General features: G+C 63.3%; 28 protein-coding genes and 2 pseudogenes. 19 read left to right on the top strand and 11 right to left on the bottom strand.

The features are described from left to right. Positions 1 to 17: 17 nt before the first annotated feature. Genes C7450_RS18410 through C7450_RS18425 form a run of 4 tightly spaced genes read left to right on the top strand, consistent with a single transcriptional unit; the run spans position 18 to position 4,269 of the window. Positions 18 to 353: a hypothetical protein gene (locus tag C7450_RS18410; RefSeq protein ID WP_245449896.1), complete on the top strand. Its 336-nt coding sequence runs from the start codon at positions 18 to 20 to the stop codon at positions 351 to 353. Then, on the top strand, positions 350 to 718 hold the full coding sequence (locus C7450_RS18415) for a hypothetical protein (RefSeq protein ID WP_110375894.1): 369 nt from the start codon (positions 350 to 352) through the stop codon (positions 716 to 718). The genes C7450_RS18410 and C7450_RS18415 overlap by 4 nt, the downstream gene beginning before the upstream one ends. A 54-nt stretch (positions 719 to 772) precedes the next feature. Further along, complete coding sequence (locus tag C7450_RS18420; protein WP_110375895.1) at positions 773 to 2,566, top strand: CocE/NonD family hydrolase; 1,794 nt, start codon at positions 773 to 775, stop codon at positions 2,564 to 2,566. Between the two features lie 11 nt (positions 2,567 to 2,577). Beyond that, complete coding sequence (locus C7450_RS18425) at positions 2,578 to 4,269, top strand: NAD-dependent malic enzyme (protein ID WP_110375896.1); 1,692 nt, start codon at positions 2,578 to 2,580, stop codon at positions 4,267 to 4,269. Positions 4,270 to 4,361: 92 nt separating this feature from the next. Here the strand turns inward: C7450_RS18425 and C7450_RS18430 are convergent, their stop codons facing one another. From C7450_RS18430 to C7450_RS18445, 4 genes are all read right to left on the bottom strand, one after another. After that, the gene (locus C7450_RS18430; RefSeq protein WP_110375897.1) at positions 4,362 to 5,831 is read right to left on the bottom strand and encodes an FAD-dependent monooxygenase; all 1,470 of its coding nucleotides are present in this window, start codon (positions 5,829 to 5,831) and stop codon (positions 4,362 to 4,364) included. Positions 5,832 to 5,922: 91 nt separating this feature from the next. Beyond that, complete coding sequence (locus tag C7450_RS18435) at positions 5,923 to 6,405, bottom strand: cupin domain-containing protein (RefSeq protein ID WP_110375898.1); 483 nt, start codon at positions 6,403 to 6,405, stop codon at positions 5,923 to 5,925. Positions 6,406 to 6,452: 47 nt separating this feature from the next. Further along, positions 6,453 to 6,971 carry a Spy/CpxP family protein refolding chaperone gene (locus C7450_RS18440; protein WP_245449898.1) on the bottom strand — a complete coding sequence of 173 codons (519 nt, stop codon included), beginning with the start codon at positions 6,969 to 6,971 and terminating at the stop codon, positions 6,453 to 6,455. A gap of 50 nt (positions 6,972 to 7,021) precedes the next feature. After that, entirely contained in the window at positions 7,022 to 7,360 is a 339-nt protein-coding gene (locus tag C7450_RS18445) for a GCG_CRPN prefix-to-repeats domain-containing protein (protein ID WP_210206477.1), read from the bottom strand. 182 nt (positions 7,361 to 7,542) lie between these two features. Here C7450_RS18445 and C7450_RS18450 point away from each other — a divergent pair. Continuing rightward, a pseudogene (locus tag C7450_RS18450) lies at positions 7,543 to 7,764 on the top strand (transposase); the annotation flags it as partial. On the opposite strand, the pseudogene C7450_RS18455 reads toward C7450_RS18450, so the two are convergent. The 3 genes and pseudogenes from C7450_RS18455 to C7450_RS18465 form a co-directional block, all read right to left on the bottom strand. Beyond that, positions 7,759 to 7,920 (bottom strand): annotated as a pseudogene (locus C7450_RS18455) (helix-turn-helix transcriptional regulator); the annotation flags it as partial. The pseudogenes C7450_RS18450 and C7450_RS18455 sit on opposite strands and share 6 nt — an antisense overlap. A gap of 252 nt (positions 7,921 to 8,172) precedes the next feature. Further along, the gene (locus tag C7450_RS18460; protein WP_110375899.1) at positions 8,173 to 8,502 is read right to left on the bottom strand and encodes a TfoX/Sxy family protein; all 330 of its coding nucleotides are present in this window, start codon (positions 8,500 to 8,502) and stop codon (positions 8,173 to 8,175) included. 386 nt (positions 8,503 to 8,888) lie between these two features. Continuing rightward, a complete protein-coding gene (locus tag C7450_RS18465; protein WP_170147308.1) occupies positions 8,889 to 9,848 on the bottom strand; it encodes a helix-turn-helix domain-containing protein in 960 nt (319 codons plus the stop codon). A gap of 281 nt (positions 9,849 to 10,129) precedes the next feature. Between C7450_RS18465 and C7450_RS18470 the strand changes: the two genes are divergently transcribed. From C7450_RS18470 to C7450_RS18480, 3 genes are all read left to right on the top strand, one after another. Continuing rightward, on the top strand, positions 10,130 to 10,744 hold the full coding sequence (locus tag C7450_RS18470; protein ID WP_110375901.1) for an isochorismatase family protein: 615 nt from the start codon (positions 10,130 to 10,132) through the stop codon (positions 10,742 to 10,744). An 18-nt stretch (positions 10,745 to 10,762) separates the two neighbouring features. Then, entirely contained in the window at positions 10,763 to 12,049 is a 1,287-nt protein-coding gene (locus C7450_RS18475; protein WP_110375902.1) for an MFS transporter, read from the top strand. A gap of 169 nt (positions 12,050 to 12,218) precedes the next feature. Then, the gene (locus C7450_RS18480) at positions 12,219 to 12,521 is read left to right on the top strand and encodes a glutathione binding-like protein (protein ID WP_110375903.1); all 303 of its coding nucleotides are present in this window, start codon (positions 12,219 to 12,221) and stop codon (positions 12,519 to 12,521) included. Between the two features lie 26 nt (positions 12,522 to 12,547). Here C7450_RS18480 and C7450_RS18485 read toward each other — a convergent pair whose 3' ends face one another. Beyond that, positions 12,548 to 13,135 carry a TetR/AcrR family transcriptional regulator gene (locus C7450_RS18485; RefSeq protein ID WP_110375904.1) on the bottom strand — a complete coding sequence of 196 codons (588 nt, stop codon included), beginning with the start codon at positions 13,133 to 13,135 and terminating at the stop codon, positions 12,548 to 12,550. 147 nt (positions 13,136 to 13,282) lie between these two features. Here C7450_RS18485 and C7450_RS18490 point away from each other — a divergent pair, with 147 nt between their 5' ends. Beyond that, entirely contained in the window at positions 13,283 to 14,449 is a 1,167-nt protein-coding gene (locus tag C7450_RS18490) for an MFS transporter (protein ID WP_245449899.1), read from the top strand. Between the two features lie 15 nt (positions 14,450 to 14,464). Further along, positions 14,465 to 14,920: a helix-turn-helix domain-containing protein gene (locus C7450_RS18495; protein ID WP_110375906.1), complete on the top strand. Its 456-nt coding sequence runs from the start codon at positions 14,465 to 14,467 to the stop codon at positions 14,918 to 14,920. Here C7450_RS18495 and C7450_RS18500 read toward each other — a convergent pair. Further along, a complete protein-coding gene (locus C7450_RS18500; protein ID WP_110375907.1) occupies positions 14,854 to 15,675 on the bottom strand; it encodes a TrmB family transcriptional regulator in 822 nt (273 codons plus the stop codon). The genes C7450_RS18495 and C7450_RS18500 overlap by 67 nt on opposite strands. Positions 15,676 to 15,804: 129 nt before the next feature. Here C7450_RS18500 and C7450_RS18505 point away from each other — a divergent pair, with 129 nt between their 5' ends. The 3 genes from C7450_RS18505 to C7450_RS18515 are packed head-to-tail and all read left to right on the top strand — an operon-like array spanning position 15,805 to position 17,732. Next, positions 15,805 to 16,170, top strand: coding sequence for a RidA family protein (locus C7450_RS18505; protein ID WP_110375908.1), 366 nt, complete (start codon positions 15,805 to 15,807; stop codon positions 16,168 to 16,170). Continuing rightward, positions 16,167 to 17,363 carry an MFS transporter gene (locus tag C7450_RS18510; RefSeq protein WP_210206478.1) on the top strand — a complete coding sequence of 399 codons (1,197 nt, stop codon included), beginning with the start codon at positions 16,167 to 16,169 and terminating at the stop codon, positions 17,361 to 17,363. The genes C7450_RS18505 and C7450_RS18510 overlap by 4 nt, the downstream gene beginning before the upstream one ends. 3 nt (positions 17,364 to 17,366) lie before the next feature. Then, a complete protein-coding gene (locus C7450_RS18515) occupies positions 17,367 to 17,732 on the top strand; it encodes a cupin domain-containing protein (RefSeq protein ID WP_110375909.1) in 366 nt (121 codons plus the stop codon). Between the two features lie 150 nt (positions 17,733 to 17,882). Here C7450_RS18515 and C7450_RS18520 read toward each other — a convergent pair whose 3' ends face one another. Together C7450_RS18520 and C7450_RS34025 are read right to left on the bottom strand one after the other, a co-directional pair. Continuing rightward, a complete protein-coding gene (locus C7450_RS18520) occupies positions 17,883 to 18,764 on the bottom strand; it encodes a LysR family transcriptional regulator (RefSeq protein WP_110375910.1) in 882 nt (293 codons plus the stop codon). Between the two features lie 230 nt (positions 18,765 to 18,994). Then, a complete protein-coding gene (locus tag C7450_RS34025) occupies positions 18,995 to 19,525 on the bottom strand; it encodes a hypothetical protein (RefSeq protein WP_170147310.1) in 531 nt (176 codons plus the stop codon). On the opposite strand from C7450_RS34025, the gene ampC reads away from it, so the two are divergent. The 6 genes from ampC (at position 19,504) to C7450_RS18560 (ending at position 25,273) form a co-directional block, all read left to right on the top strand. Continuing rightward, complete coding sequence (ampC, locus tag C7450_RS18530; protein WP_110375912.1) at positions 19,504 to 20,691, top strand: class C beta-lactamase; 1,188 nt, start codon at positions 19,504 to 19,506, stop codon at positions 20,689 to 20,691. The genes C7450_RS34025 and ampC overlap by 22 nt on opposite strands. A 152-nt stretch (positions 20,692 to 20,843) precedes the next feature. After that, positions 20,844 to 21,722, top strand: a complete 879-nt coding sequence (locus tag C7450_RS18535) for an AraC family transcriptional regulator (protein ID WP_110376015.1) — start codon at positions 20,844 to 20,846, stop codon at positions 21,720 to 21,722. Between the two features lie 931 nt (positions 21,723 to 22,653). After that, positions 22,654 to 23,439, top strand: coding sequence for an alpha/beta hydrolase (locus C7450_RS18550; protein WP_210206479.1), 786 nt, complete (start codon positions 22,654 to 22,656; stop codon positions 23,437 to 23,439). Positions 23,440 to 23,506: 67 nt separating this feature from the next. Beyond that, complete coding sequence (locus tag C7450_RS34030; protein ID WP_170147311.1) at positions 23,507 to 23,683, top strand: hypothetical protein; 177 nt, start codon at positions 23,507 to 23,509, stop codon at positions 23,681 to 23,683. Then, positions 23,680 to 24,105 (top strand): Ohr family peroxiredoxin, encoded by a 426-nt coding sequence (locus C7450_RS18555; protein WP_110375915.1) that lies wholly within the window; start codon positions 23,680 to 23,682, stop codon positions 24,103 to 24,105. The genes C7450_RS34030 and C7450_RS18555 overlap by 4 nt, the downstream gene beginning before the upstream one ends. A gap of 214 nt (positions 24,106 to 24,319) precedes the next feature. Further along, positions 24,320 to 25,273 carry a helix-turn-helix domain-containing protein gene (locus tag C7450_RS18560; protein WP_170147312.1) on the top strand — a complete coding sequence of 318 codons (954 nt, stop codon included), beginning with the start codon at positions 24,320 to 24,322 and terminating at the stop codon, positions 25,271 to 25,273. The last annotated feature ends 63 nt before the right edge of the window (positions 25,274 to 25,336 follow it).

Consider the following 25,336-nt stretch of genomic DNA (forward strand, 5'->3'; position numbering starts at 1 on the left):
AATATAAGGAGACATCCGTGTCCGGAGATTTCGAGAAGGAGCTGACCAGGCGCGTGTGGACGGACGATCAATTCGCCGCCCAGGTGGAGAGCGACCCTGCCGGGGCGCTCAAGTCCATGGGCGTGGAGGTGCCGGCCGGCGTCAAGGTGAAGGTGGTGGTGCAGCGGCGCGACCGGGTCTACTTCACCATTCCGCCGGCCCGCGCGCCCCATGCGCCGCCACCGCCGGCGCCGCTGAACCAGATGGACCTTTGGGCGAGCCAGGGCCTGTTCATCTGGCTCGTGCCCGTCGCCGCCAAATTCAAGCTGCTGGCCCTGCGCAACGCGGCCCGCACCCTGGGAGATCAGCCGTGAGCAACGCCGATTTCGTCGAGAAGAATTACGAGCGCATCGCCACAGATCCCGACTATCGCGCGAAGCTCCTCGCCGACCCGGTCGGGGTGGTCTGCGCCGAGTTCGGCTACACGCCGGGCCCGGATTTGAAGATCGAGATCATCGAGCAGGTGGAAGACACCATCGTCATCATGGTGCCCCCGAAGCCGGAGGCCGGCGAAGACCTGGAGCAGGCGCTCACCGCGGTGACGGAGCGGGTCTTCGATCTGCTCTTTTCGTCCGGCATCGGCGGCTTCTTCATCCCGGATGACAGGCAGAAATGGGTGGTGCGGGAGATGCGGCTGGCGGCGCAGAAGAAGACCGGCCTCGACATCGCGCAATTGTAGGACGCCCCGTGCCGCGACCTGACGCGGCGGGCCTGGAACCGGGGGAGAACGCGCATGACGGCCAAGACCGGGAAGCCGGGCTTCTTTGACAATCTCGTCGCGCCGAAGGGCGGCCTGTTCGGCGCGCAACTCGCCGGCTGGACGCCGGGGCCCGCGGCGAAGTCGGGGCTCGGCTGCCGCGTCCTCGCGGACCAGATGGTCGAGGTCGCCCCATCCATCAGCCTTGCGGCCGATGTCTATGTGCCGAAGGCGCCGGGCCGCTGGCCGGCGGTTATCTGCTTCGCGGCCTATTCCAAGGAATTGCAGGCCGCCGGCGTGCCTGCCGGCAATAACGAGACCGGCAGCCCGCCGGTCTTCACCGACCGCGGCTATGCCCATGTGATCGTCACCCGGCGCGGCATGGGCCGCTCGGGCGGCGCCGACGCCGTCTATCTCAACGATACTGATGTGGAGGACCACGCCAGGGTCATCCAATGGGCCGCCGCCCAGCCGTGGTGCGACGGGCAGGTCGTGCTGTTCGGCACCTCCTATTACGGGCTGGCCCAGCCGCAGGTAGCGCGGCTTCGCCCGCCGGCCCTGAAGGGCTTCTTCACCAACGAGATGTGCACGGACTTCTTCCGCCACATCGCCATGTTCGGCGGCGCGCCGCAGCCGGATTTCTTCGCGCTCTGGATGGGGGCGAACTTCACGCCCCTGCAGTTCAGACTGCATCTGCCGCCGCTGCTGCGCGCGGTCGTGAGCCACATCACCAACTCGTCCCTGAAGCACCTGTGGTGGCCGCAAGTGAAGAAACGCATGGCGCGGATCATGAAGGCGTTCCAGCGGCAGGTGCCGACGCCGCAGACGCGCCGCCTGTTCGCCGGCCTCATGCTCGACGGCAAGACGCGGGCGACGAGCGTGCTGCCCGCCGGCCCGTCCGGCGCGCTCGGGGACATCCCGGTGCCGTTCGTGGTGGTGCAGAATGCCGGTTACCTCAACCTGCACCAGTTCGGCGCCTACGATCTGTTCGAGAATGCCGGCACGCCGAAGGATCAACGCTGGCTCATCATCGGCCCCGCGGCCTACGACCTGCCGGTCTATGCGTGGCAGCTGGAGGCGCTCGCCTTCTTCGACAGTCTCGTCTATGGCGCGGACAACGGCTATGCCGCCCAGCCGCGGGTGCGATACTGGACGGAAGGGGCGAAGGACTATCGCAGCGCTTCCGACTGGCCGCTGCCCGGCAGCACTCCACTCCGCCTCTTCCCGGCCTCCAATGGCGCCGACGCCGCAACCCATCGCCTCGATCGCGCGCCGGGCGAGGGCGGGACGAACCGATGGGCGGCGGTGCCGCTGGGCGCCATCGTGACGGCGGGCTTCGAGGCGGTGGAGAGCCAGCGCCTCACCTTCGAGCTGCCGGTTGACGAGGAGATGGAGCTGACCGGGCCCGTGACCGTGAGCCTCTCCTTCAGCTCGAACGAGATCGATTCCCACGTGGTGGCCCGCACCGGCGTCGTCTTCGCTGACGGCGGCTACCAGATCCTCTCCATGGGGGCGATCCGCCCCGCCTGCCGCAGGCTCGACGCGGCGCGCTCCACTGCGACCGAGATCGCCATCGACATCGACCAGCCCGAGCCCCTCACGCCCGGCGTCCCGGTGACGCTCCGCTTCAGCCTCACGCCGCAGCCCGTGGTGCTAAAGCCGGGTGAGCGGCTCGTCCTCGACATCGCCAGCCGCACCGATCTCCTGCGCAGCGACGTGAGCCACGGGCACGCCCAGTTCGACATGCAGGTGCCGCCCTATTACGCACGCAACACCTTGCATTATGGGCCGGAAACCTTCATCGAGCTGCGGCGCGCCGGGCAGAGGTAGGAGAGATTTTCATGTCTGAGGCGACGGCATCAATGGCTACCGCGCTGAGCGGATACGAACTGCTGGCTGATCCCCAGCTCAACAAGGGCACCGCCTTTTCCGAGGAAGAGCGCGACGCCTTCCATCTGCACGGATTGCTGCCGCCGCATGTCTCGACCCTGGACGAGCAGATCTCCCGCGCCCTCCAGTCGCTGCGCCAGTTCGAGACCGATCTCGAGCGCTATGCCTTCCTGCGCGAGTTGCAGGACACCAACGAGACCCTGTTCTACGCGACGCTGGTCGGGAACCTGGAAGAGCTGCTGCCCATCGTCTACACGCCGACCGTCGGTGCCGGCTGTCAGCAGTTCAGCCGCCTTTATCACAAGCCGCGTGGGCTCTTCCTCAGCATTCCCCACATGTCGCGGCTCGACCAGATCTTCGCGCAACCGCGCTTCGACGTGGTGGAGGCGATCGTCGTGACCGATGGCGAGCGCATCCTGGGGCTGGGTGACCAGGGGGCGGGCGGCATGGGCATCCCCATCGGCAAGCTCGCGCTCTACGCCGGCTGCGGCGGCCTGCATCCCGCGACCACCCTGCCGATCCTGCTCGATGTCGGGACCGACAATGCCGACTGCCTCGCCGACCCGCTCTATGTGGGGTGGCGTCACGAGCGGGTCGGGGGCCAGGCGTATGACGACTTCATCGAGGCCTTCGTCTCCGCCGTCATCCGGCGCTGGCCCAAGGTCCTTCTGCAATGGGAGGATTTCGCCAAGAGCAATGCGACGCGCCTGCTGGAGCGCTATCGCGACCGGCTCTGCACCTTCAACGATGATGTCCAGGGCACGGCAGCCGTGGCGACCGGCACCTTGCTGGCGGCCATCAATGTCACCGGCGTGCCACTGACCGAGCAGCGGGTGGCGGTGTTCGGTGCCGGCTCGGCCGGCTGCGGAATCGCCGGCCTGATCCGCTCTGCCATGCGCGAGGCCGGCCTGTCGGAAAGCGAGGCGACACAGCGCTTCTTCATGATCGATCGTGACGGGCTGCTGATGGACGGCATGTCCGGCCTGGCGCCATTCCAGACCCCCTTCGTGCAGAGCAGGCGGGCCATCGAAGGCTGGACGCTCGAACATCCCGACAGGATTGCGCTCCTGGACGTGGTGCGCAATGCCCGGCCGACCGTGCTGATCGGTGTCTCCGGCTTGGCGGGCGCCTTCGGCGAGCCGGTGGTCCGCGCCATGGCCGAGTGCAACGACCGGCCGGTGATCTTTCCGCTGTCGAATCCGACCTCGCGCGCAGAGGCGACGCCGGCGGATATCGAGGCTTGGACCGGCGGGCGGGCTTTGGTGGGCGTCGGCAGCCCGTTTCCCCCGCTCCTGCGCGACGGCACCCGCTTCAAGGTGGACCAGACCAACAATTCCTATATCTTTCCCGGCGTTGGCCTCGGCGTTCTGGCGGTCGGCGCGCGCCGCGTGACGGACGGCATGTTCATGGCGGCGGCGAAGGCGCTGGCCGATGCGTCGCCGGCGCGCAACAACCCGAAGCACAATCTCCTGCCTCCGGTGAGCGCCCTGCGCGACGTCGCGGCAGACGTCGCCCTCGCGGTCGCGATGCAGGCGCACCGGGAAGGCGCCGCCCCCGACGTCGCGGTCGATCAGATCCAGCAGCGCCTGCGCGCCAAGGTCTGGACGCCGCGTTACGTCCCGCTCACCGCAATGGCGCGGTAAACGCCTGCAACGGCGCCGGTTCTTTCAGCTATGGAGCGGGCGGTCGTTTCGCCCGCCGCGGCCCTTCGGGGCTGGTTTCACGCGACGGGCGGTCACCGCTCCGCGCCGATCCGCCGGAGATAGGGGACGAGTTCCTGCCAGTCCGCATCCTCCACCTGGGCTGCGAGGTAGCCGTCCGGCCGGACCAGCGAAAGGAAAGCTCCGCCGTCGGACGGACGCGACGCTGCCGCCACGAGCCGGGGAAAGCGCGCGGCGAGTTCGGCCGCGCCGCTTCCGCCGCAGGCGGTGAACAGCGGCGCGTCGCCCGCGCCGAACGGCGTGTCGCCCGCCACCGGCGCGACCCGCGCGCCGGCCTTCGCTTCGCCCTGGAAGGGGCCGTTGAGCGGGCTGTCGGGATAGCCGATGGAGACTTCCGCCATCAGCCCCGTGATGGTCCGCTGCACCGGCGACAGCCCCATCAGGACATGGGCGACGAAGTCGCGGACGTGCTGCAGCGTGTGGTCCGCCAGGGTGCCGATCCGCGTCATGCGCCCCGAAGCCGCGATCACCAGCGCGCCGACCGGGCGGCGTTCCAGGTCATAGCTATCGAGCAGCGCCGGCGCGCCGGCGAGGCCGCGGATCACGAGGGCCAGTTTCCACGCCAGATTGATGGCGTCCTGCATGCCGGTATTCATGCCCTGTCCGCCGGCCGGGCTGTGGACGTGAGCCGCATCGCCGGCGAGGAAGACCCGCCCGGACCGATAGTTCTCCACCTGCCGCTCGTTGATGCGGAAGGCACTGACCCATTCCGTCCCGGTGAGTGTGATGCCGCCGGGGCCGCGGGCGTCAATCATCGTCTGGAACGCCTGCTGGTCCAGCGCGACGGGCGGCGTTTCGGTCGAGGGGCCGAGACTGGTGATGATGCGTGCGCGGTCGGGCGCCATGGGGAAGAACAGCAGCGGCCCGTCCTCATGCCAGAAGATGGCCATCTGCGAGGAGGGGAAGGGGTATCCGCTGAGGTGAAAATCACCCTGCGTCCAGTCGAGGCCGAGGGTGTCACCCTGGAAGTCGAGGCCGAGCTGATGGCGCACCACGCTATGCGCGCCGTCGCAGGCCACCAGATAGGCATAGGGCTCGGTGCGCTCCGTGCCGTCGGGCTCCCGCAGGTGGGCGGAGAGGCCATCCTCGTCCTGCTCGAAACCGAGAAGCTCGACGCCGAGCTCCGGCGTGACGCCGTCAGCGGCGAGGTGACGCCGCAACACGGCTTCGGTGTCGTACTGCGGCACCATCAGCGCAAACGGATAGGGTGAGGGGACGTGTTCGAGCGACAGCGAGGCCACCGGACGACCTCCCGACAGGATGTTGGCGATGGTGACCTTGTTGCCCATGGCGAGGATGTCCGCCGCCGCCCCGGAGCGGTCGAGCAGCTCCAGCGTGCGCGGCCACACCGCGACGGCCCGAGCCGTGTGGGCCGCCTCGGGAATCTTGTCGATGATCCGCACCGGGACGCCGTAGCGGGCCAGTTCCAAGGCCATTGTCAGGCCTACCGGCCCCGCGCCGGCGACGAGCACCTGTTCCTTCATCCTGTCCTCCCCCTGATGTCGTGCTTCGGCCCGCCCCGCGGGATGAGCCTCTCGATCCTGCGTCGATGGCCGCGGTGCCGATGCGGCCGCCTTATGCCGTGGGCTGGTCGTTGCTGTTGACGGGCGGCCCCAGGAACTCCACGTGCCACTTCAGCCCGAAGGCATTGAGCGCCGCCTGGTCGGGGATGCCGTTGTGCATCACGCCGGCCAACTCGGTGAAGAAGGCAGCCGCATCAAGCGCCGGGGCCATGAGGATGTACTGGCGCGCGGGCTTGTCGGTCACGTTGCAGAAGCCGTGCTCGACCCCGCCGGGAATGCTGACCACGTCACCCGCCTCGGCATAGAAGCGCCGCCCATCCGCCTCATAGAGATACCGGCCCTCGATGACGCGGAAGATCTCCGCTTCGCGGTGGCGATGCCGGGGGGGACCCGCGCCCGGGGCGTTGATGGTCTCGATGAAGCAGAACTCGCCCGAACTCGCCGCGGGCGGCATGCGCACAAAGAGGTCGAGCCCGATGGCGGGGATCTTGATGGGCGCCTCGGTTCCTTTCGAATGCAGGAACGATATGGGCATGGGAACCTCCTTGAGACCGCAGTTGATGAGATGATATTGTTTTGATCCTAGTTCTCTTCCTCGAACAGCCAGATCTCCGCAGTAGGCTGGGGCAGACCGTCAGTGCCTTCGCGCAGGCCGAGGAAGGCGGGGATGCGTCGCTGCTGCTCGGGCGTGAGGGCGGCGACAAGAGGCTTCAGGGCGTGCGTCACCATCTTGAGGTCCTTCGCCCGCATAGCTTCAGCATCGGCGATCCGGTCCAGGATGTCCACGAAATCGGCCGGCGGAGGTGCCTTGGCCCGCTCGACCCGGCGCTCGGCGGACAGCTTCGCCGCCGCGCGGATGGCGGCCTCCACCGGCGGCCAGAGCTTCTGCTGTTCGGGACTGAGGGTCATCACCGTCTTCAGCGCGAGAAGGCGCGCCTCGAGCACGGCCTGGGCATCCGCCGCGCTGTAGAGCTCCACGGCGGGCGGCTCCTGCGGAACGCCGGCGGACGGTACGGTCTGGGCCTGCGCTGCGGGCGCTGTGATGACGAGCGCGCCCATCAGGGTGGCGACAAGGGTGCGGTTCATGGTCGTGCGGTTCATGGTGAAGATCTTTCTTAACCATTGGATTTGAGAGGAGACGGCCGTCGCCGTCACTGCCATCCGCCGCCGGGCAGCCGGCCGTGATAGGGGGTGTCGCGGCAGTGGCCCCACGGCCCGTGCCAGTAGCCGGGCGGGCAGCCATTGCCGAAGTAGCCGTAGGTGGGGGGCAGGTTGTAGACCCACCCGCCGCCCGGCACGCGGCCGGTATAGGGGGTGTGGCGGCAATGGCCCCACGGCCCGCGCCACCAGCCCGGGCCGCAGCCCTGGGCGACCGGGATCACGGTGGCGGTCGCCGGCACAGGGGGTGGGGCAAGGGGCATCGCCGAAGCCGGCAGCGCCGTCAGCGCACCGAGCCACAAGCCGAAAATCAGTCCGAAGGTGTTTCGCATGGGATCACTCGCAGTGAGACGTCCCGGGCCTCGACGATCGCAGCCCGCACTATGGGCCCCTTTGCGGACCCGGGTGCCAAGGAATTATCTCCACCGCGCTGAGGGCGCATCGACAGAACTGGTGATGCGCCATGTCATCTCTCGGCGCTTCGGCATCAAAACGGCCGCGACAACAGGCGCCCCGCTCGGGCTTGATCGTCGACACCCGCCTGACGGTGGCCGACGGCCATGCCGAGCGGGGCGCCGCTCCGTCGATGATCGAGCCTTGGGCCGACCGGCCCTACGCCGTCACACTGGGTGCGGACAAGGGCTATGACGCGGAGGACTTCGTCAACGAGTTGCGGTCGATGAATGTGCACCCGCACGTGGCCCAGAACACCTCGGGGCGGCGCTCAGTCATCGAGCCATGCTTCGACCTCGGCGAGATTCCACACGACGCAGCGCGGCGTCAGGAAAAAGCGCTTCGGGAACTCGCCGCGCTGTTCCATCTCGTAGATCGTCGTGTCGGCGAGTGGCACGATCTTGCGGAGCTCCGGGCGACGGATCGCGCGCTTGAACATGTCGGTAGCTGGCTGAAACCGCTTCGAGCCGCTCTCGACAGGCTCGTTGGCAGGTGGCTGCATGGCGTCTGAGGCCAAGGTCCGATCTTCTCGAGAAATCGTCTGGTCGCGTTTCATGTCGATCGCCTTCGATCGCTGTGGAATGACTTGCGACCACGATGACGCATGTTGCACCCGCCAATCCGGCAGGATCGTCACCGCCTGACGATCGCAATTGCGCCCTGCCGTCGGGCGGGGTGCTTCACAGCGGCGCTACTTGGGTGGCAGAGTTCGAACGAACGCAAGAGCTGCATCGAGGAGCCGTACAGCGAGCGCGTCATCGGCAAAGGTCTGAGGTGCGACGCGCACCCAGCCCGACATCACCCTCTCTCGCGAAACCATCGGCACGATGCCGTCAATCTCAAGAGCCCACTGATCATTGCCCTTACCGAGCCGGACAAGGACGCCATCGTCACGGGCGCCACAGAGAAGATTGCCGTGGAGCAACCACGCCCATCCGCCGAACATCGGCCGTTCGGTGAGCCCCGACGTCGGGTCGAGATGCTCTCTCAGCAACTCCTCAAGACCTGCATCTCTTGCCATTTACACCATCCGGACGCCCATTCGGCTCAGGTGACGACCATTGTTTCAGAAACGGTATCACAAGAGTGGATGAAGCCTATGACGATCAGAATGCGCGGCCTTCAGGTTCGGCGGCGTTGCACATCCTGATCCGGTCATCATGCCCGGCGCCCGCTGGCGCTCATGCCGGGCAATCGCTTGGGGGCGGTGTTTCCGACGCTGATGATGTTTCCAAAGGTCTCCTAGTGGAGCGAATTTGACATTTGAGCCCCGCCTGACATCAAGCTCCAGATCAAATGTCAAATTCAAAAGCTCCACTAAAACCATTAACTTGCTAGTGGTTCTCCTGACTCCGACATTGGCTCCCAGGCTCGTATCAGGCGGATGCAAATGTCGGAGCAGAACCACTAGAACGAAATCTTCAGCGATGCCTGCCTGCGCACGTCGCTTGGCGTCACGGCGAAGCGGTGCCTGAAGGCGCGATTGAAGTTGCCGAGATCGGCAAAGCCCCACCTGTAGGCGATCTCGCCGATGGTCGCGCTGGCCTGTCCCGTGTCGGAGAGATCACGATGGGCGCAGTCCAGCCGCTTGTTGCGAATATATTCGCTGACCGTCACCTGCTCGCCGCCGAACAGGCGATTGAGGTGGCGCGCCGAAATGCCGAGCCGTTCGGCGACGAATTCCGGCCCCAGCTCGGTGTTCGAAAGATGGCTGGATATGATGCTCTTGGCCTCGACAAGAGGCAGGACGCGTGACCGCTGCAGGCCCTTGCCGCCGCTGAATATAGCAGAGATAAGCTGCCAGCAGCGCTCTGCATCCTCCGGATTCCCGCCTGCCATCAACCTCAGCCCGGCATTTCGCAATGCGCCCGAGAGCGTCCTCCCGGCGCCCATATGGCCGTCGATATGCACCGGCGTGCTCAACTGCCCCGCCTTGCAGTCGTCCATCAGCTTCAAGCGCGGAATGTCGATAAGTATCTGCCGCATGCCGCCCGGAAAGCCGTAAAGGAAGGGCTGCTCGGCGTCATAGATCAACACGTCGCCGGCACTTACGTTCAGGAAGCGGCTGTGCTGGTAGAAGAAGGCGCTGCCTTCGATCAGCACGCAGGCGAAGATGGAGTCCTTCGGTTGTTCGCGCACAATCTGCGGCGTGCGCTCGACTATGTGCTGATTGCCGCGGATGTCGCTCAGCGAAAGACCCCGCACCTCGCAGCGCGTCACGCTGGCACTCAGGCCCCTACTGTCATGGGTGGAGCAGCGGATGCCTGTAAGCGAAGAGGCGTTATAAGCTTCCCAATAGTCGATGCGCTGCCTTTCCGGCACGTCCTGCGTAGAGGCGCGCATCAGCGACGGCGAAACATCAACCATGTCCATGTCCTCCCTCTTCGTACGGCGCGCCAAAAAGCCCGCATGCCATTGGGTATAGGTACCGGTCCGACTGTCCTTTCATAGAGCGCATCTCGGGAAAATTTGTCACTGGCAGACACCGCTCTTGTCCGTTTCGGACATCGTGCGGTGAGCGGGGCACCAGGCTATGGCCAGAAAATCCGAAACTGGCCAATGTCGGTTCATTCCACCGCAACAGCGGCTCCAGTGGATCGGAGCGACGCGTGAGAACTGCTTACCGCCAATGAACTGAAAGCGTGACAATGCCTGAGCATAGGGAAGAACCGTGGTTCTTCGATAAGGATCGTGCCGCCCTTCTGGTCATCGATATGCAGAAGGACTTCGTCGACGAGTGCGCGATCATGGAAGTGGCCATGGCGCGTCATCGCATCCCGGCCATGCGGCGGGTGATCGACGCGTGCCGGGTAGCCGGCGTGCCGGTCATCTATACGCGCCATGTCCTCAGTGACCGCTTCGAAGTCTCGCCGCTGGAAACCGCCTATCAGCCCAAGCTCAAGGTGACCGGCATGCGCGAGGGCAGCGAAGGCATCGAGATCGTGCCGGAGCTGATCCCGCTGCCCGATGAGACGGTGATCACCAAGCATCGCTACGACGCCTTTCACGACACGCAGCTCGAAACAGTACTGCGCAACATCCGCGGCGCTGGCCAGGTCGACACGGTGATCATCATCGGCACCGTCACCAGCATCTGCTGCGAGTCCACCGCCCGCGGCGCCTTCATGCGTGACTACAAGGTGGCCTTCATAAGCGACGCCAATGGCGGACTGGATGAGGCCTCGCACGATGCAACGCTCGAAATCATCGCCCGCGTATTCGGACGCGTCTTTACCACGAGCGAACTCATTGAAAATCTCTGATGGGGGGAAAGAACACCCGTGCCTCAGCAAGATAATATCGACAAAAGCTATGAATGGAAGGCCGTCACACTGCTCGGTCTCGGCTTCGGCTTGGTTGGGCTCGACCGCTGGCTGATCACCCCGCTGTTTCCGTCGGTGATGGAAGATCTCGGCTTGACCTACCAGCATCTCGGGACCACCGTCGGCGTGTTCGGCTTGTCCTGGGGTGTTTTCTCCATCATCATGGGCAATGTTTCGGACCGCGTTGGCCGCCGCAAGGTGCTGATCCCGGCGATGATCGCCTTCTCGCTACTGTCAGCCATGTCGGGCTTCAGCGGCGGCTTTGCCAGCCTCATCATCATCCGCACGCTGATGGGTGTGGCGGAAGGCTCGTTCTGCCCCACCAGCATCGCCGCCACCGGGGAGGCCTCGCATCCCAAGCGCCGCGGTTTCAATCAAGGCTTGCAACAGAGCCTGTTTGCGCTGTTCGGCTTCGGCTTCGCGCCGATCATCGCCACGCAGTTGCTCGAAGTGGTGCCCTCCTGGCGCTGGGTGTTCGTCATCTCGGCCTTCCCAGGCCTGATCCTCGCCGTCTTCATGTACCGCATCATCCGCGAGCCCAAGCGCCCGGCAACGACACCACGTCCGGTTGAAAAGGCACGGCCGGCAGAGTCGCCACGCTGGCGTGACCTCCTATGCAACCGCAACGTGCTGGTTGCCATGCTCAGCCTGCTTTGCGCCATGAGCGGTGTGTTCGTGATGGGGGCGATGATACCGAACTACCTCGTCGACTTCCTTAAGCTGACCGGTCCGCAAATGGGCTTCGTCATGTCGGCGATCGGCTTTGGCGGCTTCCTCGGCGAATTCGGCGTGCCCGGCATCTCGGACCTGATTGGCCGCAAGCCGACCGCCTTCCTCGCCTTCGTCGGCGCATCGATCTTCCTTATTCTGTTTGCCCAGGCCGATATTAATCCGTGGGTGTTGTTTGCGCTGCTGTTCGTCTCGGCGTTCTTCTGCCTCGGCCTGCTTGCGCTGTTCACCGGCCCGGTGGCAACCGAAGCTGTTCCAGCTGTTCTGATCGCTTCGGCGATCGGTATGGTGTCGGGCGTTGGCGAAATCTTCGGCGGCGGTGTGGCGCCATTCGTGGCCGGTTTCGTAGCCGACCGGTATGGCATCCAGTACACGCTCCATCTGGCGCTCGGCGGCCTAATGGCCGGTATCCCAGTCAGTCTCTTCCTGCGCGAAACTGCGCCGCGCAAAGTGGGCGCTACCGTTGCTACGCGCAGCGTCGACGAGGCAGGCGAAGCGGTACCGGACAGGCTCTGATACGATCTCCGCGCGTGATGCGTCGACCGGCAGCACGCTTCGGCCGAGTTGTTGCCGTCTCAGATGCGGAGGACACCGGCCGCGCTGTCGACGATCCCGACGATGGTCTCGCCGTCCATAGACGGATCGCGAATGCGACCGGTCGCCATAACGTCGCGCGTGCTGCGCTATGCCGAGGTCGAGCCCGCTGTTCAACCGAGCCTTGCCGGAGGAGGCGCTGGTGATCTTCCGGGACCGGCTGTTCCGGCGCTTCGACTTCATCGCGGTGAATCTCGCATCTCGGGATTATCTGGTGGGGGACGGCTTCACGGTCGCCGACGCCTATCTCTTCACCGTGCTCGGCTGGATGAAAGGTTTTTCGATCGACCTCGACCGTTGGCCTGCGACCGCGCGCTACATGCGGCGGATCGGCGGGCGGGCGTCCGTCCAATCTGCACTGGCACGGCAGGCGGAGACGCCTCCGGTGGAGTGATGAAGGACACGGGACGCTGGTTCCGGTTACTTCAACACAGCGAGAGCCGGCTCGATCAGCGCCTCCAGCTCCGCTCGCGTTGCGCCATCTCGTGCCTGGAAGGAGATGGCCTGCAGAATGCCGTGATAGAAGGCCGCGAGCTGCGCGACGTTCGTGCCCGTCGGCAGCTCCCCCTCGCGCGTACCGCGTTCAAGACGTGCCGCGATCAACTCGACCGTCTTGCGGCGTGCCTGGAACAGGTGCTCACGCACAGGCAGGTTCTCCGGCAAACAGTTGACGACACCGAGAATCAGCAGACATCCGCCCGGCTTAGTCGACAGGGCAACGTCGATGCTGCCCGCCAGCATGGCTCGAATGCCGTCGCGGACAGTGCCCGCGTCTTCAAGCGCTCGCATGGGAACCGAGCCGACCGTTGCGACGTAGAGGTCAACGGCTTCCCGGAAGGCCGCTTCCTTCGTGCCGAACGCTGCATAGAAGCTTGGCGGCGTCACACCGATCGCGGCCGTCAGGTCGTTGAGTTGCGCACCTTCGTAGCCCTTGGCCCAAAACACCTCCATCACCTGCTCGAGGGCGAAATCGCGATCGAAGCTGCGGGGGCGGCCACGGAGTGCCATGGAAGTCCTTTCTGTAGTCAGATTTATATAATTCAATTGACCCATTCGGGCAAGCGCGATAGCCATTTCTATAATTCTGACTATAGAAATGGGGCGAGGGCCATGGGTGGGGCGAGAGACGCCAATTCAGCATCAAGCCGAGATCGCATGCAGGGGCATGAGGGAATGCCGTCGGTCGTCTATCTCCTCGGGCTGACGATCTTCGCGCTCACCACCTCGGAGTTCATGGTCGCCGGTATGATGCCGGCCCTGTCGGCGGCCTTCACTGTTTCGGTGGCCGAGATCGGCTATCTGATCTCGCTCTATGCCCTCGGCATGGCGATCGGCGGCCCGCTGGTGATGGCGTTGCTCCTCCGCCTCAACGCACCGAACAAGCCGGCGCTTCTCGTTTTGCTCGGCCTCTATGTCATCGGCGGAGTGCTTGCGGCTCTCGCACCAGGCTACGGCGTCATGGCGATCGCGCGGATCGTGACTGGCGCGGCCAGTTCCGCCTGCTTCGGCGTGGCACTGGCGATTGCCGCGGACTTGGTGACGCCACAAGAGAGAGGTCGGGCAGCATCCATCGTGCTTGGCGGACTCATGCTCGCGCCGGTCTTCGGTCTGCCGGTGACCACGGCCATCGAGCAGGGCTTCGGATGGCGGTCGAGTTTTTGGAGCGTTGCCGCCCTCGCCATGCTGGCCACTGCTCTGGTTGCCGTCTTCGTGCCTGGCTCGCAGAACCACATCAAGAATGGCCTCGACGCGGAATTCGACGCGTTGAGGAAGGGGCGCCTTTGGGCGGCCTATACGACGAGTGGCCTCATCATCGGTGCCACCTTCGCCGCCTTCAGTTACGCGGTGCCGCTCTTCATCGACATGACGAAGCTGTCTCCGGCGACCATGCCGACGCTGCTCGCTGCCTATGGCGGAGCCAATGTCATCGGCAATCTCGTCGTCGGGCGTTTTGCCGACCGCCATACGATCCCGATCCTGCTCGCCGGACTGACAGCCCTTGCGCTGGCATTGATGACTTTCGCCGTTTTTGCAGCCAACAGTTACCTTGCTGTCTCGGCCTTTCTGGTTATCGGCATTGTTGGGGTGCCGATGAATCCGGCAATGGTCGCGCGCGTGATGCGGATCGCGCATCCGGGGCCGCTGGTGAACACGGTCCATACCTCGGCCATAACAGCCGGCCTCGCTTTCGGCGCGTGGGCGGGTGGCGTCGGGATCGACGCTGGCTATGGCCTCACCGCGCCGCTGTGGGTCGGCTTCGCGCTTGCCGTGTTCGGTCTGTTGAGCCTTGCGCCTCGTCGCATCCGATCGATGAGCGCTTAGCGGATCGGAGGCGCGATGCGGCGACGAGCGCACAATGGCCAGGAGGTTGTTGATCAACAGAATGCACTGTTGAGAGGCCGCATCCCCCTTGCAGCGCTGATCCAGACGCTGTCCGTGGCCGAGTATCTGAATTTCCGCCACGCGGCGAATGCTCTTGGCGTCAGTCAGTCGAGCGTAAGCACCAGGATCAAGACGTTGGAGGAGGATCTCGGTGTTGTTCTATTCGAGCGCCGCCACCGTGGCGTCCGTCTGACCGACGCCGGCCGCAGTTTCATCACGGAAGTGGCCGCGGGGATCAGCCATCTCGATCTTGCGATCAAGACCGCAGGGGCGGCGAGATTCAGCGCGATCCGGCCCTCAGGCAAGCCCGCAGGCACCGCCTGCGCGAAAACCTTGGATCGTGCCTATTCGGCTTGGCTTACGGCTGGGCTCAGAATGGCCCGCATATCCGGCGTCGCCAGAAGCCGCTGATACTCGCTCGCCGACAGCGCGTTGATGAGCAGTCGGCCGCTGACATCGGCCTTGATGTATTCGACCGCAAGAAGGCACGTCACCGCGTTGGTCGTCAGAACAGCTTGATCGGGCGTGCGGTCGCCGAATTCGGCGACGACCGTCTCGTTGTCGTCGGCCACGACCACGGCCAGCCGGCGGCCGGAAAGGCGCAGGCGGGCGCTCGCCCCGCATTCGGAGAGATCGTATGTATGCGGCCCGACAAGAGTCCGTTTGCCATAGATCGCCACGTGGGTCTCGACGCCACGCGCCGCCGCTTGTTCAAGCAGCGGACCGATCTCGTCCATCTCCTCGTCCCAGATGCCCGCAAAGATGCGGCGTTCGGCGCCCGCCGTGACGCGCGCGAAAGCCGGAACGATCGTCTGACGGCTGCGCAATGACCAGACAAGGCCGAGCTCCTCCTGGACCGGCAAGTCATCGAGCTTTTCTTTGGCGGCAAAGACATCAGCTTCGAAGCGAGACCGGGCGACGGCCAGCAGCTCGGCATGCGGAACGGCTAAGTAACGCACCGGCTCGGACCGGTTGACCAGGACCGCTCCTTTGCTCTCCAGCCGCCCGAGCGTTTCATAAATTTTCGACGGCGGCACGCCCGCGCCGCGGCCGACCTCGGCGCCCGTCAGGGCGCCTCGACCGACCAGCGCGATATAGGCCTGCGCCTCATATTGCGAAAACCCAAGACGGGTCAGTGTGTTGATCAGCTCTGGGTCGATCGTCATTGGCATCAGGTCGACGGCGTTCCCGTATCGGCCCGCTTCTCGAAAGAGCGAGGATGAATTTATTGACTACCATGGTGGTAGGTAGCATAAATAGCAACTACTACCGCGGTAGTAATGGGAGAAATTGCGATGCGCACGCTCATCAGCACGGGCTCCCCGTGGGAGCCGAAGGTCGGCTATTCGCGGGCCGTGATCGTCAACGACACAATCTACATTTCGGGGACGGCGGGTCAGGGCGCCGACCTCTACGCCCAGACCAGGGACGCTCTCGCCACGATCGAAAAGGTTCTGACGGACAATGGGTTCGCGTTGGCCGACGTCGTGCAAAGCCGGCTGGCCGTCGCCGATTTCGCGCATTGGCAGGATGCGGCGCGCGCCCATGGCGAAGTTTACAATGCGATCCGACCGGCATTTTCGCTGGTGCATGCGTTGCCTTTCGTCGAGGACACGATCCTCGTCGAAGTGGAGGCCATCGCTGTGCGGGGGAGCGCGTGACCACCGCACCCGATCCACGCGAGACGCCGCTTTCCGCCGGCGTGGTCGTCCTCCTGGCAATCACGGCCGGCGGAGCGATCGCCAATAATTACGCGATCCAACCGAGCCTCAGTGCGATCGCGCAGGATATCGGCGCCACGGCGAGTATGATCAGCCTGACGGTTTCGGGCGTCATGCTCGGATATCTCGCGGGGCTGGCGCTGCTTGTGCCGTTGGCCGATCATGTGAACCCGCGCCGTTTGATCCCCGGCCAACTCCTTGCGCTGGCGGCAGCGCTGACTGCCGCCTCGGCAGCGTCGAGCGCAGGCATTCTCCTGAGCTGCCTCGTTCTCGTCGGGGCGATGACCACGGTCGCCGCGCAGACAAGCGCGATTGTCGGCAAGCTCGCAGCGTCTGCTCACCGGGGCAAGCAGATGGGCCTCGTCTCCGCAGGCATCTCGGCAGGAATTCTCCTGTCGCGCTTCGTCGGCGGTCTGCTATCGACCTGGGGCGGATGGCGCGCAATGCTGCTTTGCTTCGCCGGTGCCTGTTGCATCGCTGCATTGGCGACGGCTCTGAGGCTGCCAGATCGCCGGCCGCAGGCCACAGAAGGGTATTTCTTCACACTGCGTTCGGTGCCGGGGCTGCTGATCCTTTTTCCACAACTGCGTCTGTCGGCGGCGGCAGGCATGCTCTGGTTCTTCGCCTTCAGCACCATCTGGGTCGGGCTCGCGATCTCGCTGGCGCTACCGCCATGGTCGATGAGTGCCGATGCGATCGGTTTGTACAGTCTTGTCGGGCTGCTCGGTCTCTTCGTCACACCCATGGCAGGGCGCTTTGCGGACCGGTACGGCGCGCGACGGGTCAAGCTTGTCGGCCTTACGGCTGCGGCCGCATCGAGCCTCGTTCTCCTATTCTCTCTCGGTCAGCCCTTCGTCTGCGCACCGGCCCTTGCGGTCTTTGATGCCGGTTGTTTTGCCGCGCAGGTCGCGAACCAGGCCGCCGTCGTCCGGCTCGATCCCGCCCGCTCAGGCGTATTGAACTCGGCCTATTTAGTGCTCTATTACGTTGCCGGAGCAATCGGTACGGCCGTGGCCGGACCACTTGTGACGGCCGGCGGATGGACCCTTCTTGCCAGCGCCGCCGTCGCAGCCATCGTTGGCGCGATCGTGGTTTCTTGCTTTCACTTCAAGCCAGAGACGCGGAGGATCTGAAAGATGCTTCAACAGGGTGAACTCGGTTCGAAATTCTCTGCTTTTTCCGAACATTGGCGGCCGAAGATCATCGCGAGCCTCAACGGCCAGGAGGTCAAGATCGTGAAAGTTCTGGGGGTATTTCCTTGGCACATACATGATGACTGTGAGGAAATGTTCGTTGTGTGGAAGGGCCGCTTTCGCGTCGAGTTTCGGGACCGGATTGTTGATATGGGACCGGGGGAATACGTCGTTATTCCGCGTGGCGTGGAGCATCGAACCGCGGCGGATGAGGAAGCGGAGATCATTATCTTCGAGCCTGCGGAAACCCGCAACACTGGCAATGTCGTCGACGAGATCTTCACCGCTCCTCAGGGCGTAACGATTTGACGTGAATCCATATCCGCTCGCGCCGACTGTATTCCGATCCGGAAGTCGCGCACCGGACGGCCGTCTTCATCGACGATGCACAAGCGGCACCGAATCCGTCAGCCCTGATGGTTGCCTGCGGGCCGCCATACTGACGTCCCCCGGCGCCGGTCAGGGCCCCTGCTGCGCGTCTACCTCGCCGAGTAGCCAGTGGCGGAACGCTCCCATTGCTGCGGTCTCGGAGCGAGATTTCAGTCTCGTCAGCCAATAGGCACCCACGGAGATACTTAGTGCGAATGGCTGGATGATGCGGCCGGTAGCAACTTCGTGTGCAAACATCGAAACGGGGACAAGCGCGACGCCAACTCCTCGAGCAGCGGCCTCCATAAGAGTCAAAGACGAATCGAACATCCAGCCCCGCAGATTAGATATATCCACCTCTGCTGCCGCAAACCAGCGAGGCCACTCGTCAATACGGTAGGACCGCAGCAATTCAGCCTTTGCCAAGTCCGCCGGCGTCGCAAGAACATCGCCGAACGCCGGGGAACAGACCGGGGAGAGTGGAGCGTCGATGAGATGGGTCGCTTCAGTGCCGTGCCATGCACCGTTTCCGAAGCGGATGAAAAAATCCAGTCCGTCGAGAAGGATGTCGGATCGATTGTTATTTGTCTTAAGCCGAAGATCGATATGGGGATTGGCTCGCTTAAATCCGGACAAACGCGGTAGCAACCATCCGATCGCGAAGGTTCCTACGACTCCGACAGTAAGGATCTCGCTGAAGTTGCCCTCTTCGAACTGGCTTAGCGTCGTGCTCATCCTGTGAAAGGCGTCTGAGAGCACCGGTAGAAGAGCATTTCCCTCATCGGTCAACGACAGTCCGCGAGGAAGTCTTTTGAAAAGCATCACTCCAAGAGCGTCCTCAAGGGACTTTACTTGGTGACTGATGGCTGTCTGGGTGACACGAAGCTCAAGGCCCGCTCGGGTGAAACTCGTGTGACGGGCTGACGCCTCGAAGGCGCGCAGGGCGTTGAGCGGGAGCTTCGAAATTTCCATATTTCGTCCTTTGACCAACTTTTATTCATGTCATAGCAGATTAATGATCATTTGCCTTGGGCATAGCGCTGCGCAATGGTTCGGCTGTGGGGACGGACGAGCGGCTGCCAACCTTTCGTCGCCGTCCCATTTCGCAAAAATTCTGAAGGAAAGAAGATGACAATGATGGTGTAATGCCAGCTTGCGCTTGGCCGCTTACCTGCAATGGCTGCAGCCACAGCAGTGAGCTCTCATGTTTTCGCCCAAGAATCCACGTCCACAGGGTCGGCGCTAACCGAAATGGAGCGCCGCCACGCGAGGCGCTTTTCTGTCTCTCCATTTTGGATATGGGAACCGGACGGCGGATCGAGCCGTGCCAATGTGCGGATGCTCACGTGAGCACATTCAAAGCGATGGCGGCTGCGCATATATTGCAATGTGGAGGACATTTGCGCCACGACTACTTCTGCGGCAATCGTCGAAAGCCTTAGGAAGCTAGTATTCGGCGATGTTCTATCGCCGGCATCCCGTTCGCAAGTTGTAGCCGCCGGTTGCGACATCCCAGGGATCTCGGCCGGCGATCGGAACGCAGTAACTGCGGAAATCGGCAAGATCGCGATTGAGGACTTATCCGCATCGACGGGGCGGGCCGCTTCGGACGCTATTCTCATTGACGTTTCCCAACGGCTTGAGCCCGCCGGATCGCAATCCGCAGCAGTCATCACAAGAAGAGAATCGAACATGTCCGGAAAGGACGAACATGAATCGTAGAAATTTTGCATTATTTGCTGCCGTGTGCCTCAGCTTTTCCGGGCGCGCTCAGGCGACCGAGACGGATGACCGCACGCGCGTGGGAAACATCGTCGACGCGGCGGTTCGACCAATGATGGTTGAAGGTGACATCCCGGGAGCAGCAGTCGGCGTTACGGTCGGCGGAAAGGAGTACGTTTTCTGCTATGGCGTTGCCGATAAGAAAAGTGGCAGGAAGGTAACGAGTGATACAATCTTTGAGATTGGCTCTGTCAGCAAAACGTTTACGGCGACCCTGGGTGCTTATGCTCAGGTGCAGGGAGTGCTTTCCCCTAGCGATCCGGCCAGCAAGTATCTTCCTGCTCTCAGTGGCACGGAATTCGACCGGGTTCGTGTTCTTGACCTCGCAACGTTCACGGCAGGTGGCCTGCCTCTCCAATTTCCCGACGAGGTAACAACCCACGATCAGATGATCGCGTTTTATAGAGCGTGGAAACCCGATCAGCGGCCAGGCACAAGCAGGCGCTATTCGAATCCAAGCATCGGACTATATGGGCATTTAGCTGCGAAAAGCATGGCTATGCCGTTCGATGAGCTGATGCAGAAGCACCTTCTGTCCGCTCTTGGGTTGAAGCACTCGTTCATCACCGTTCCCAACAGCCAGATCGAGAACTACGCCTTCGGGTATACGAAAGAGAACAAGCGGATCCGGGTTGCGCCTGGCCTGTTCGATGCAGAGGCATATGGCGTGAAGAGCACCGCCGCTGATGTGCTCCGGTTCGTGAAAGCCAATATCGACGCAGGCGATGGGGAAAGCGCGCTTCATCGCGCGATCCTGCAGACACATATCGGCCGTTTTCAGATTGGCCCCATGGCGCAAGGCCTGGGATGGGAGATCGTGCGATATCCGACCAGTCTGGATACACTGCTTGCCGCGAATTCTTCCGAGATGGCTTTCACGCCCCAGAAGGCAATTCCGATCGCACCAACCGCAAGGCCCTTGGACGACATCCTGATCAATAAAACCGGGTCGACGAATGGTTTCGCTGCGTATGCCGCGTTCGTGCCAAAAGAAAAAGTCGGCGTTGTAATTCTCGCGAACAAGAATTTTCCTATTCCGGCGCGCGTGAACGCCGCGTATGCGATCTTGCGCGCAATCGGGGCTGCGACCAGTCCGACCAAGGGTCAGCGCAGATAAGGGGCGTTGGTGCGCAATCAACGCGCGTTGGCAGGCCAGAAGCGCACGATGGTCGTCGCAGGTTTCTGGCGGATTCACGCCAAACCGCAAGATCGGTCGAGCAAGTTGCGGCTCTTGGTGACTTAACTGGCGCGGCCACGGAGGAAGGAATGATGAAGGCGGCGCTTCGGACCTATCATGCCCGCATGCGGCGGGTGCTGGACCATATCGACCGGCATCTCGACCGCGATCTCGACCTGGAATCGGTGAGCGGCATCGCGGCCTTCTCGAAGTTTCATTTCCACCGGCAGTTCGTGGCGACCTTCGGGTTGTCCGTGCACCGCTATGTCCAGCTTGCTCGCATGAAGCGCGCTTCGTACCGGCTGGCTTACAGCGACGCCCAGAGCGTCACGGACATCGCGATGGATGCCGGCTACGAGGCGCCGGACGCCTTTGCCCGCGCCTTTCGGCAACGGTTCGGGCAATCGCCGTCGTCCTTCCGGAAATCTCCCGATTGGGAAACGTGGCTGGCGGCCTTCGGGCCTCTCGAGAACGCGAGGAACAAGCTCATGCAGACAACATTCACCGCAATGGACGTGACGATCCGCGACGTGCCGCCGACGCCGGTGGCGATCTTCGAGCATCGGGGCGACCCGGCGACGCTCGGCGCCACCATCCAGCGGTTCATCGCGTGGCGCAAGGCCGCCGGCCTTCACCCCAAGACAAATCCGACCTTCAACGTCTGGCGTTCCGAGCGCTGTCCCGAGCAGCCGGCTGATTACAGCGTGGACCTCTGTGTCGGGACCGACCAGCCGATCGAGCCGAACAGCGAGGTCAAGGCCGGCGAGATCCCCGGCGGCCGCTGCGCGGTGCTGCGGGTCGTCGGCAACACCCACAATCTGGAGCCCGCCGCGCTCTATCTCTATCGCGACTGGTTGCCGGCCAGCGGCGAGGAAGCCCGCGATTTTCCGATCTATTGCCAGCGGCTCAGCTTCTTCCCGGAAGTGCCGGAGCATGAGACTGTCGTAGAACTGTTCTTGCCGCTGAAATAGCGTCCTCGCTTCGCCGCCGGGACGTCGCGGCTGTCGATCATTGCCGTCGTCAGGTTGCGGTGGTTGACCTTCGATCCTCTGCGCGGGAGCCACGGCTTGGCTGTCATGTCGGCGGCCCCCTGCAGATGCAAGGCGCCTTGTGGGTGTCGCCCAGGATGCTCCAAACGCGTTTGGCGCTGCTGACAATGAGCTGGATCGACTGATTCAATTCGGCTTCGGTCGAGCTTCCATATGCGTTCCTCAATCGGATTGCTTCGGCTTGGAACATGATGGCCGTGAGGGCATCCGCGATCTGAGATCGCGCGCAGTCCGGGGCCGCTTGGTCGGTGCAATGCCCGTTGCAGCCTCCTTCGTTTGGAGCAGACGGGCGGCCAGCCTTGTCCGTGTCAAACAGAATGCTGTTCAGGGGCTGCATCTCGATAACGTCCTCCGCGTCACGACGGCGTCAATCGTCATCAGAAGCACAGGCTTGCACAGGCACGCGCGTGCCGCGCGCAAAGTGTTGGAAAGTGTTGTTGAGAGCCGAAGGCAGAGCGCTCGACCAGTTTGCGTTCCGCGGTGCCGTGGTGCCTCGATCAGATCGCCGGCCCGGCCCGACATTCCGGCCTCGTGGAGCTTTCGAATTTGACATGTAAGTCCCGCCCGACATCAAGCTCCGGATCAAATGTCAGATTCGAAAGCGCCAATAGAACCAATAGCTTGCTGGTGGTTCTATTGACTCCGACATTGGCTCCAAGGCTCGTATCAAGCGGATGCAAAAGTCGGAGTCGAACCACGAGTAGCCGGACCAGGCGCGGTTTCGGCGCCGAACGCACTTCCTGTCGTCGCCTTGCAGCTATTTACGCAACTTAACGGGCGCGCTGTTGCGTCGCGTGTCAGCATCTTCGTCGTTCATCGTGTCCGAACGTCAACAAAACACTGAGGTGCTGCCATGCCACTTCGACGCATCTGTTCCGCCGCCATGCTGGCGTCTTCCCTGGTCCTGATCGCCCCCGCTGCGGCGATGGCCGAACCCATCAAGAACATCGTCCTGGTGCACGGCGCCTGGGTCGATGGGTCCGGCTGGAAGCCGGTCTATGAGATACTGACCAGGAAGGGCTTCCAGGTTTCGATTGTCCAGGAGCCGGAATCGTCGCTCCGGGATGACGTCGCCGCCGCCAAGCGCGTGCTCGACATGCAGGATGCGCCGGCCATCCTGGTCGGACACTCCTACGGCGGCTCTATCATCACCGAAGCTGGCATACACCCAAAGGTGGCAGGACTTGTCTACGTCGCTGCCCACGCGCCCGACGTTGGCGAGGATGAGGGCGAGCTCGGAAAGAAGATGCCGAGCGTGCTGGGCAAGACCGAAGGCGCCATCAAGGTGACGCCGGACGGCTACACCTACCTCGACCCGGCTTTGTTCCCCAAGCTGTTCGCCCCTGACCTGCCGCGCGAACAGGCTGAGTTCGAGGCACGCTCGCAGGTGCTGGCCAAGGCCGAGGTTTTCAACACGCCGCTGACCGCCGCAGCGTGGAAGACAAAGCCAGCCTGGGGCATCGTGGCCGGCAACGACCAGATTATCAATCCCGACCTTGAACGCTTCTACTACGAGCGGGCCAAGGCGCCGTTCATCGTCATCGAAGGCGCCAGCCATTCGGTTTACGAATCCCATCCGAAACGCGTTGCCGATGTGATCGAGGAGGCCGCGCGGGATGTCGGCGAGAAGACGAAATGATCGCAATCCAAAGCCGTCGTATCGCGCAATCCGCATGACGGCTTCCTTCAGGGCAAGCGGGTGGGCCATGGCCGCTCTTTCAGATCTTTCGCCAGGCAGAACTTGGGGCACATCGCATCGGTCGCGCGAGCAGCGCATCGCCGCCGGCAGTACCTATGCGCGCGGCAAGCAGGTCGCGCAGAAGGATGGCGAAGCGCGCCTGCAGGATGACGAAAAGACGTGCATGCAAGGAAACGACGAATGACTATTCTCTACTCGACCAAAGTCTCCGCGACTGGCGGATTGCAAGGTCGAATCCGCAGCGAGGATGGCGTCCTCGACCTGGACTTCGCCGTACCGACTGAATTGGGGGGACCGGGAGGCGCTACCAATTCCGTGCAGCTCCTAGCAGGCGGTTACGCCGCATGTTTCGGGGACTCGCTGCTTCGCGTCGCCCTGCAGTTGGGACACCGGTTCTCGGCGGGCGACCTGACGGTGGTCGCCGAAATCGGCATGAGTTGCACTGAGCCGGAGGTCTTTGTCCTGCACGCCAGCCTCGCCGTCACCATCGCTGGTGTCGATCAGACGACGGCCGAGACGCTGGTCGCCAGGGCCGACGCGATCTGCCCTTACACATATGCCTTTCGGGGAAACATCGAGATCGTCAAGACGGTGACGACGTGGTGATCTGCCCGCCTCGCGCCTCCGCACCGTCGCATGCTCGCGGTCGCGACCGGGGGTACCGGGAGTGAGGCTGGCCGATCACCGAATGCCATGATGTCGAGCGAGCAGAAAGCCAATGGGCCCAATGCAAGGCTCGGACGCTGCGATTCTTGAACGCTTGGGTGATTAATGCGATCATTCCGCTCCGATCCGGACTTGTGCAATGCGTGGGTGCCCAATGAGCGAGACGCCGCTCTCCGGAAATCGAGCCATCAGAAGGCGCGCCTACGGCTCGCAATTGGGCGAACCTTTCGGCTTGTTGAAGCCCCTCAGTCACATCAGCCGCACGTTGAAACGAGGTGCGCTGGCTGTCACAGAGTTGCAATCCCAAGCGCCGCCGCGGGATCCAACACCGTCTTTCGGCTATGACGATGCCTATCTGGTGATTGTAAACCTCAGGCATATGGGGCTTGAGCTTTGGCTGAACGATAGTTTCCGCTTGAGCGATGCCTTGCTTCAGGGAAAGACCTACATTTCCGATCTGAGACCGGAACCGCGGGTCCTCATACGGGATCCTTTCCACACCGTGAATTTCTACATGCCCATCCCAACCTTGAAGGCGTATGCCGAGCAGAACGACATGCCGGTCTTTACGGATTTTCCTCAACCTCCCCATGATGGCCAGGACGATCCGGTGATGCGCAAACTTGCCGGGGCGGCCTTGGCGGCATTTGCCCATCGCCACCAAACGAGCGGCCTGTTGCTCGACGCGATCCTCGATGCGGTCTGCATCAACGTACTAGGGCGATATGCCGGGAACAACCGCGGTGCTCCCACCAGGCCCCGTGGTCTGACCCCGTGGCAGGAGCGTCGCGCGAAGGAACTCATCGACGAACGTCTCGACGTGTCGCTGTCGGAACTCGCCCACGAATGTGGCCTTTCCATTGCCCATTTCGGTCGAGCTTTCAAGCGTTCCACCGGGCTTGCGCCGCATCAGTGGCAACTTCGCCGTCGCATGAAGCGGGCACGGGTCCTGTTGACAGGCTCGACGCTCTCGATTGCTGAGGTCGCTCTTGCGTGCGGGTTTTCGAGCCAGAGTCATTTCGCCACCTCCTTCAAGGAGAATACCGGCGTAAGCCCCGGGCGCTGGCGTCGGTCGGGTCTCCGGGAAACAGGACCGGAGTTCAACTGACGTCCAGCGTGGCGAATGTCCTGCCGCGAGCCCCGCAAACGGGGTGAAATCATATTTCCGCAA

The sequence above is a fragment of the Chelatococcus asaccharovorans genome (genome assembly GCF_003201475.1).
Classification (GTDB): Bacteria; Pseudomonadota; Alphaproteobacteria; order Rhizobiales; family Beijerinckiaceae; genus Chelatococcus; species Chelatococcus asaccharovorans.

Bases quoted from the DNA above. Each gene is read 5' to 3' on its own strand.
- C7450_RS18485 (WP_110375904.1), bottom strand. From the start codon at position 13,135: ATGGCACTCCGTGGCCGCCCCCGCAGCTTCGATCGCGATTTCGCCCTC.
- C7450_RS18470 (WP_110375901.1), top strand. From the start codon at position 10,130: ATGCCTGAGCATAGGGAAGAACCGTGGTTCTTCGATAAGGATCGTGCC.
- C7450_RS18550 (WP_210206479.1), top strand. From the start codon at position 22,654: ATGCCACTTCGACGCATCTGTTCCGCCGCCATGCTGGCGTCTTCCCTG.
- C7450_RS34025 (WP_170147310.1), bottom strand. From the start codon at position 19,525: ATGCAAAATTTCTACGATTCATGTTCGTCCTTTCCGGACATGTTCGAT.
- C7450_RS18480 (WP_110375903.1), top strand. From the start codon at position 12,219: ATGCCGAGGTCGAGCCCGCTGTTCAACCGAGCCTTGCCGGAGGAGGCG.
- C7450_RS18505 (WP_110375908.1), top strand. From the start codon at position 15,805: ATGCGCACGCTCATCAGCACGGGCTCCCCGTGGGAGCCGAAGGTCGGC.
- C7450_RS18460 (WP_110375899.1), bottom strand. From the start codon at position 8,502: ATGGCAAGAGATGCAGGTCTTGAGGAGTTGCTGAGAGAGCATCTCGAC.
- C7450_RS18560 (WP_170147312.1), top strand. From the start codon at position 24,320: ATGAGCGAGACGCCGCTCTCCGGAAATCGAGCCATCAGAAGGCGCGCC.
- C7450_RS18420 (WP_110375895.1), top strand. From the start codon at position 773: ATGACGGCCAAGACCGGGAAGCCGGGCTTCTTTGACAATCTCGTCGCG.
- C7450_RS18495 (WP_110375906.1), top strand. From the start codon at position 14,465: ATGCGGCGACGAGCGCACAATGGCCAGGAGGTTGTTGATCAACAGAAT.
- C7450_RS18555 (WP_110375915.1), top strand. From the start codon at position 23,680: ATGACTATTCTCTACTCGACCAAAGTCTCCGCGACTGGCGGATTGCAA.
- C7450_RS18490 (WP_245449899.1), top strand. From the start codon at position 13,283: ATGCAGGGGCATGAGGGAATGCCGTCGGTCGTCTATCTCCTCGGGCTG.
- C7450_RS18425 (WP_110375896.1), top strand. From the start codon at position 2,578: ATGTCTGAGGCGACGGCATCAATGGCTACCGCGCTGAGCGGATACGAA.
- C7450_RS18440 (WP_245449898.1), bottom strand. From the start codon at position 6,971: ATGAACCGCACGACCATGAACCGCACCCTTGTCGCCACCCTGATGGGC.
- C7450_RS18465 (WP_170147308.1), bottom strand. From the start codon at position 9,848: ATGGTTGATGTTTCGCCGTCGCTGATGCGCGCCTCTACGCAGGACGTG.
- C7450_RS18520 (WP_110375910.1), bottom strand. From the start codon at position 18,764: ATGGAAATTTCGAAGCTCCCGCTCAACGCCCTGCGCGCCTTCGAGGCG.
- ampC (WP_110375912.1), top strand. From the start codon at position 19,504: ATGAATCGTAGAAATTTTGCATTATTTGCTGCCGTGTGCCTCAGCTTT.
- C7450_RS18515 (WP_110375909.1), top strand. From the start codon at position 17,367: ATGCTTCAACAGGGTGAACTCGGTTCGAAATTCTCTGCTTTTTCCGAA.
- C7450_RS18430 (WP_110375897.1), bottom strand. From the start codon at position 5,831: ATGAAGGAACAGGTGCTCGTCGCCGGCGCGGGGCCGGTAGGCCTGACA.
- C7450_RS34030 (WP_170147311.1), top strand. From the start codon at position 23,507: ATGGCCGCTCTTTCAGATCTTTCGCCAGGCAGAACTTGGGGCACATCG.
- C7450_RS18500 (WP_110375907.1), bottom strand. From the start codon at position 15,675: ATGACGATCGACCCAGAGCTGATCAACACACTGACCCGTCTTGGGTTT.
- C7450_RS18435 (WP_110375898.1), bottom strand. From the start codon at position 6,405: ATGCCCATATCGTTCCTGCATTCGAAAGGAACCGAGGCGCCCATCAAG.
- C7450_RS18535 (WP_110376015.1), top strand. From the start codon at position 20,844: ATGAAGGCGGCGCTTCGGACCTATCATGCCCGCATGCGGCGGGTGCTG.
- C7450_RS18445 (WP_210206477.1), bottom strand. From the start codon at position 7,360: ATGCGAAACACCTTCGGACTGATTTTCGGCTTGTGGCTCGGTGCGCTG.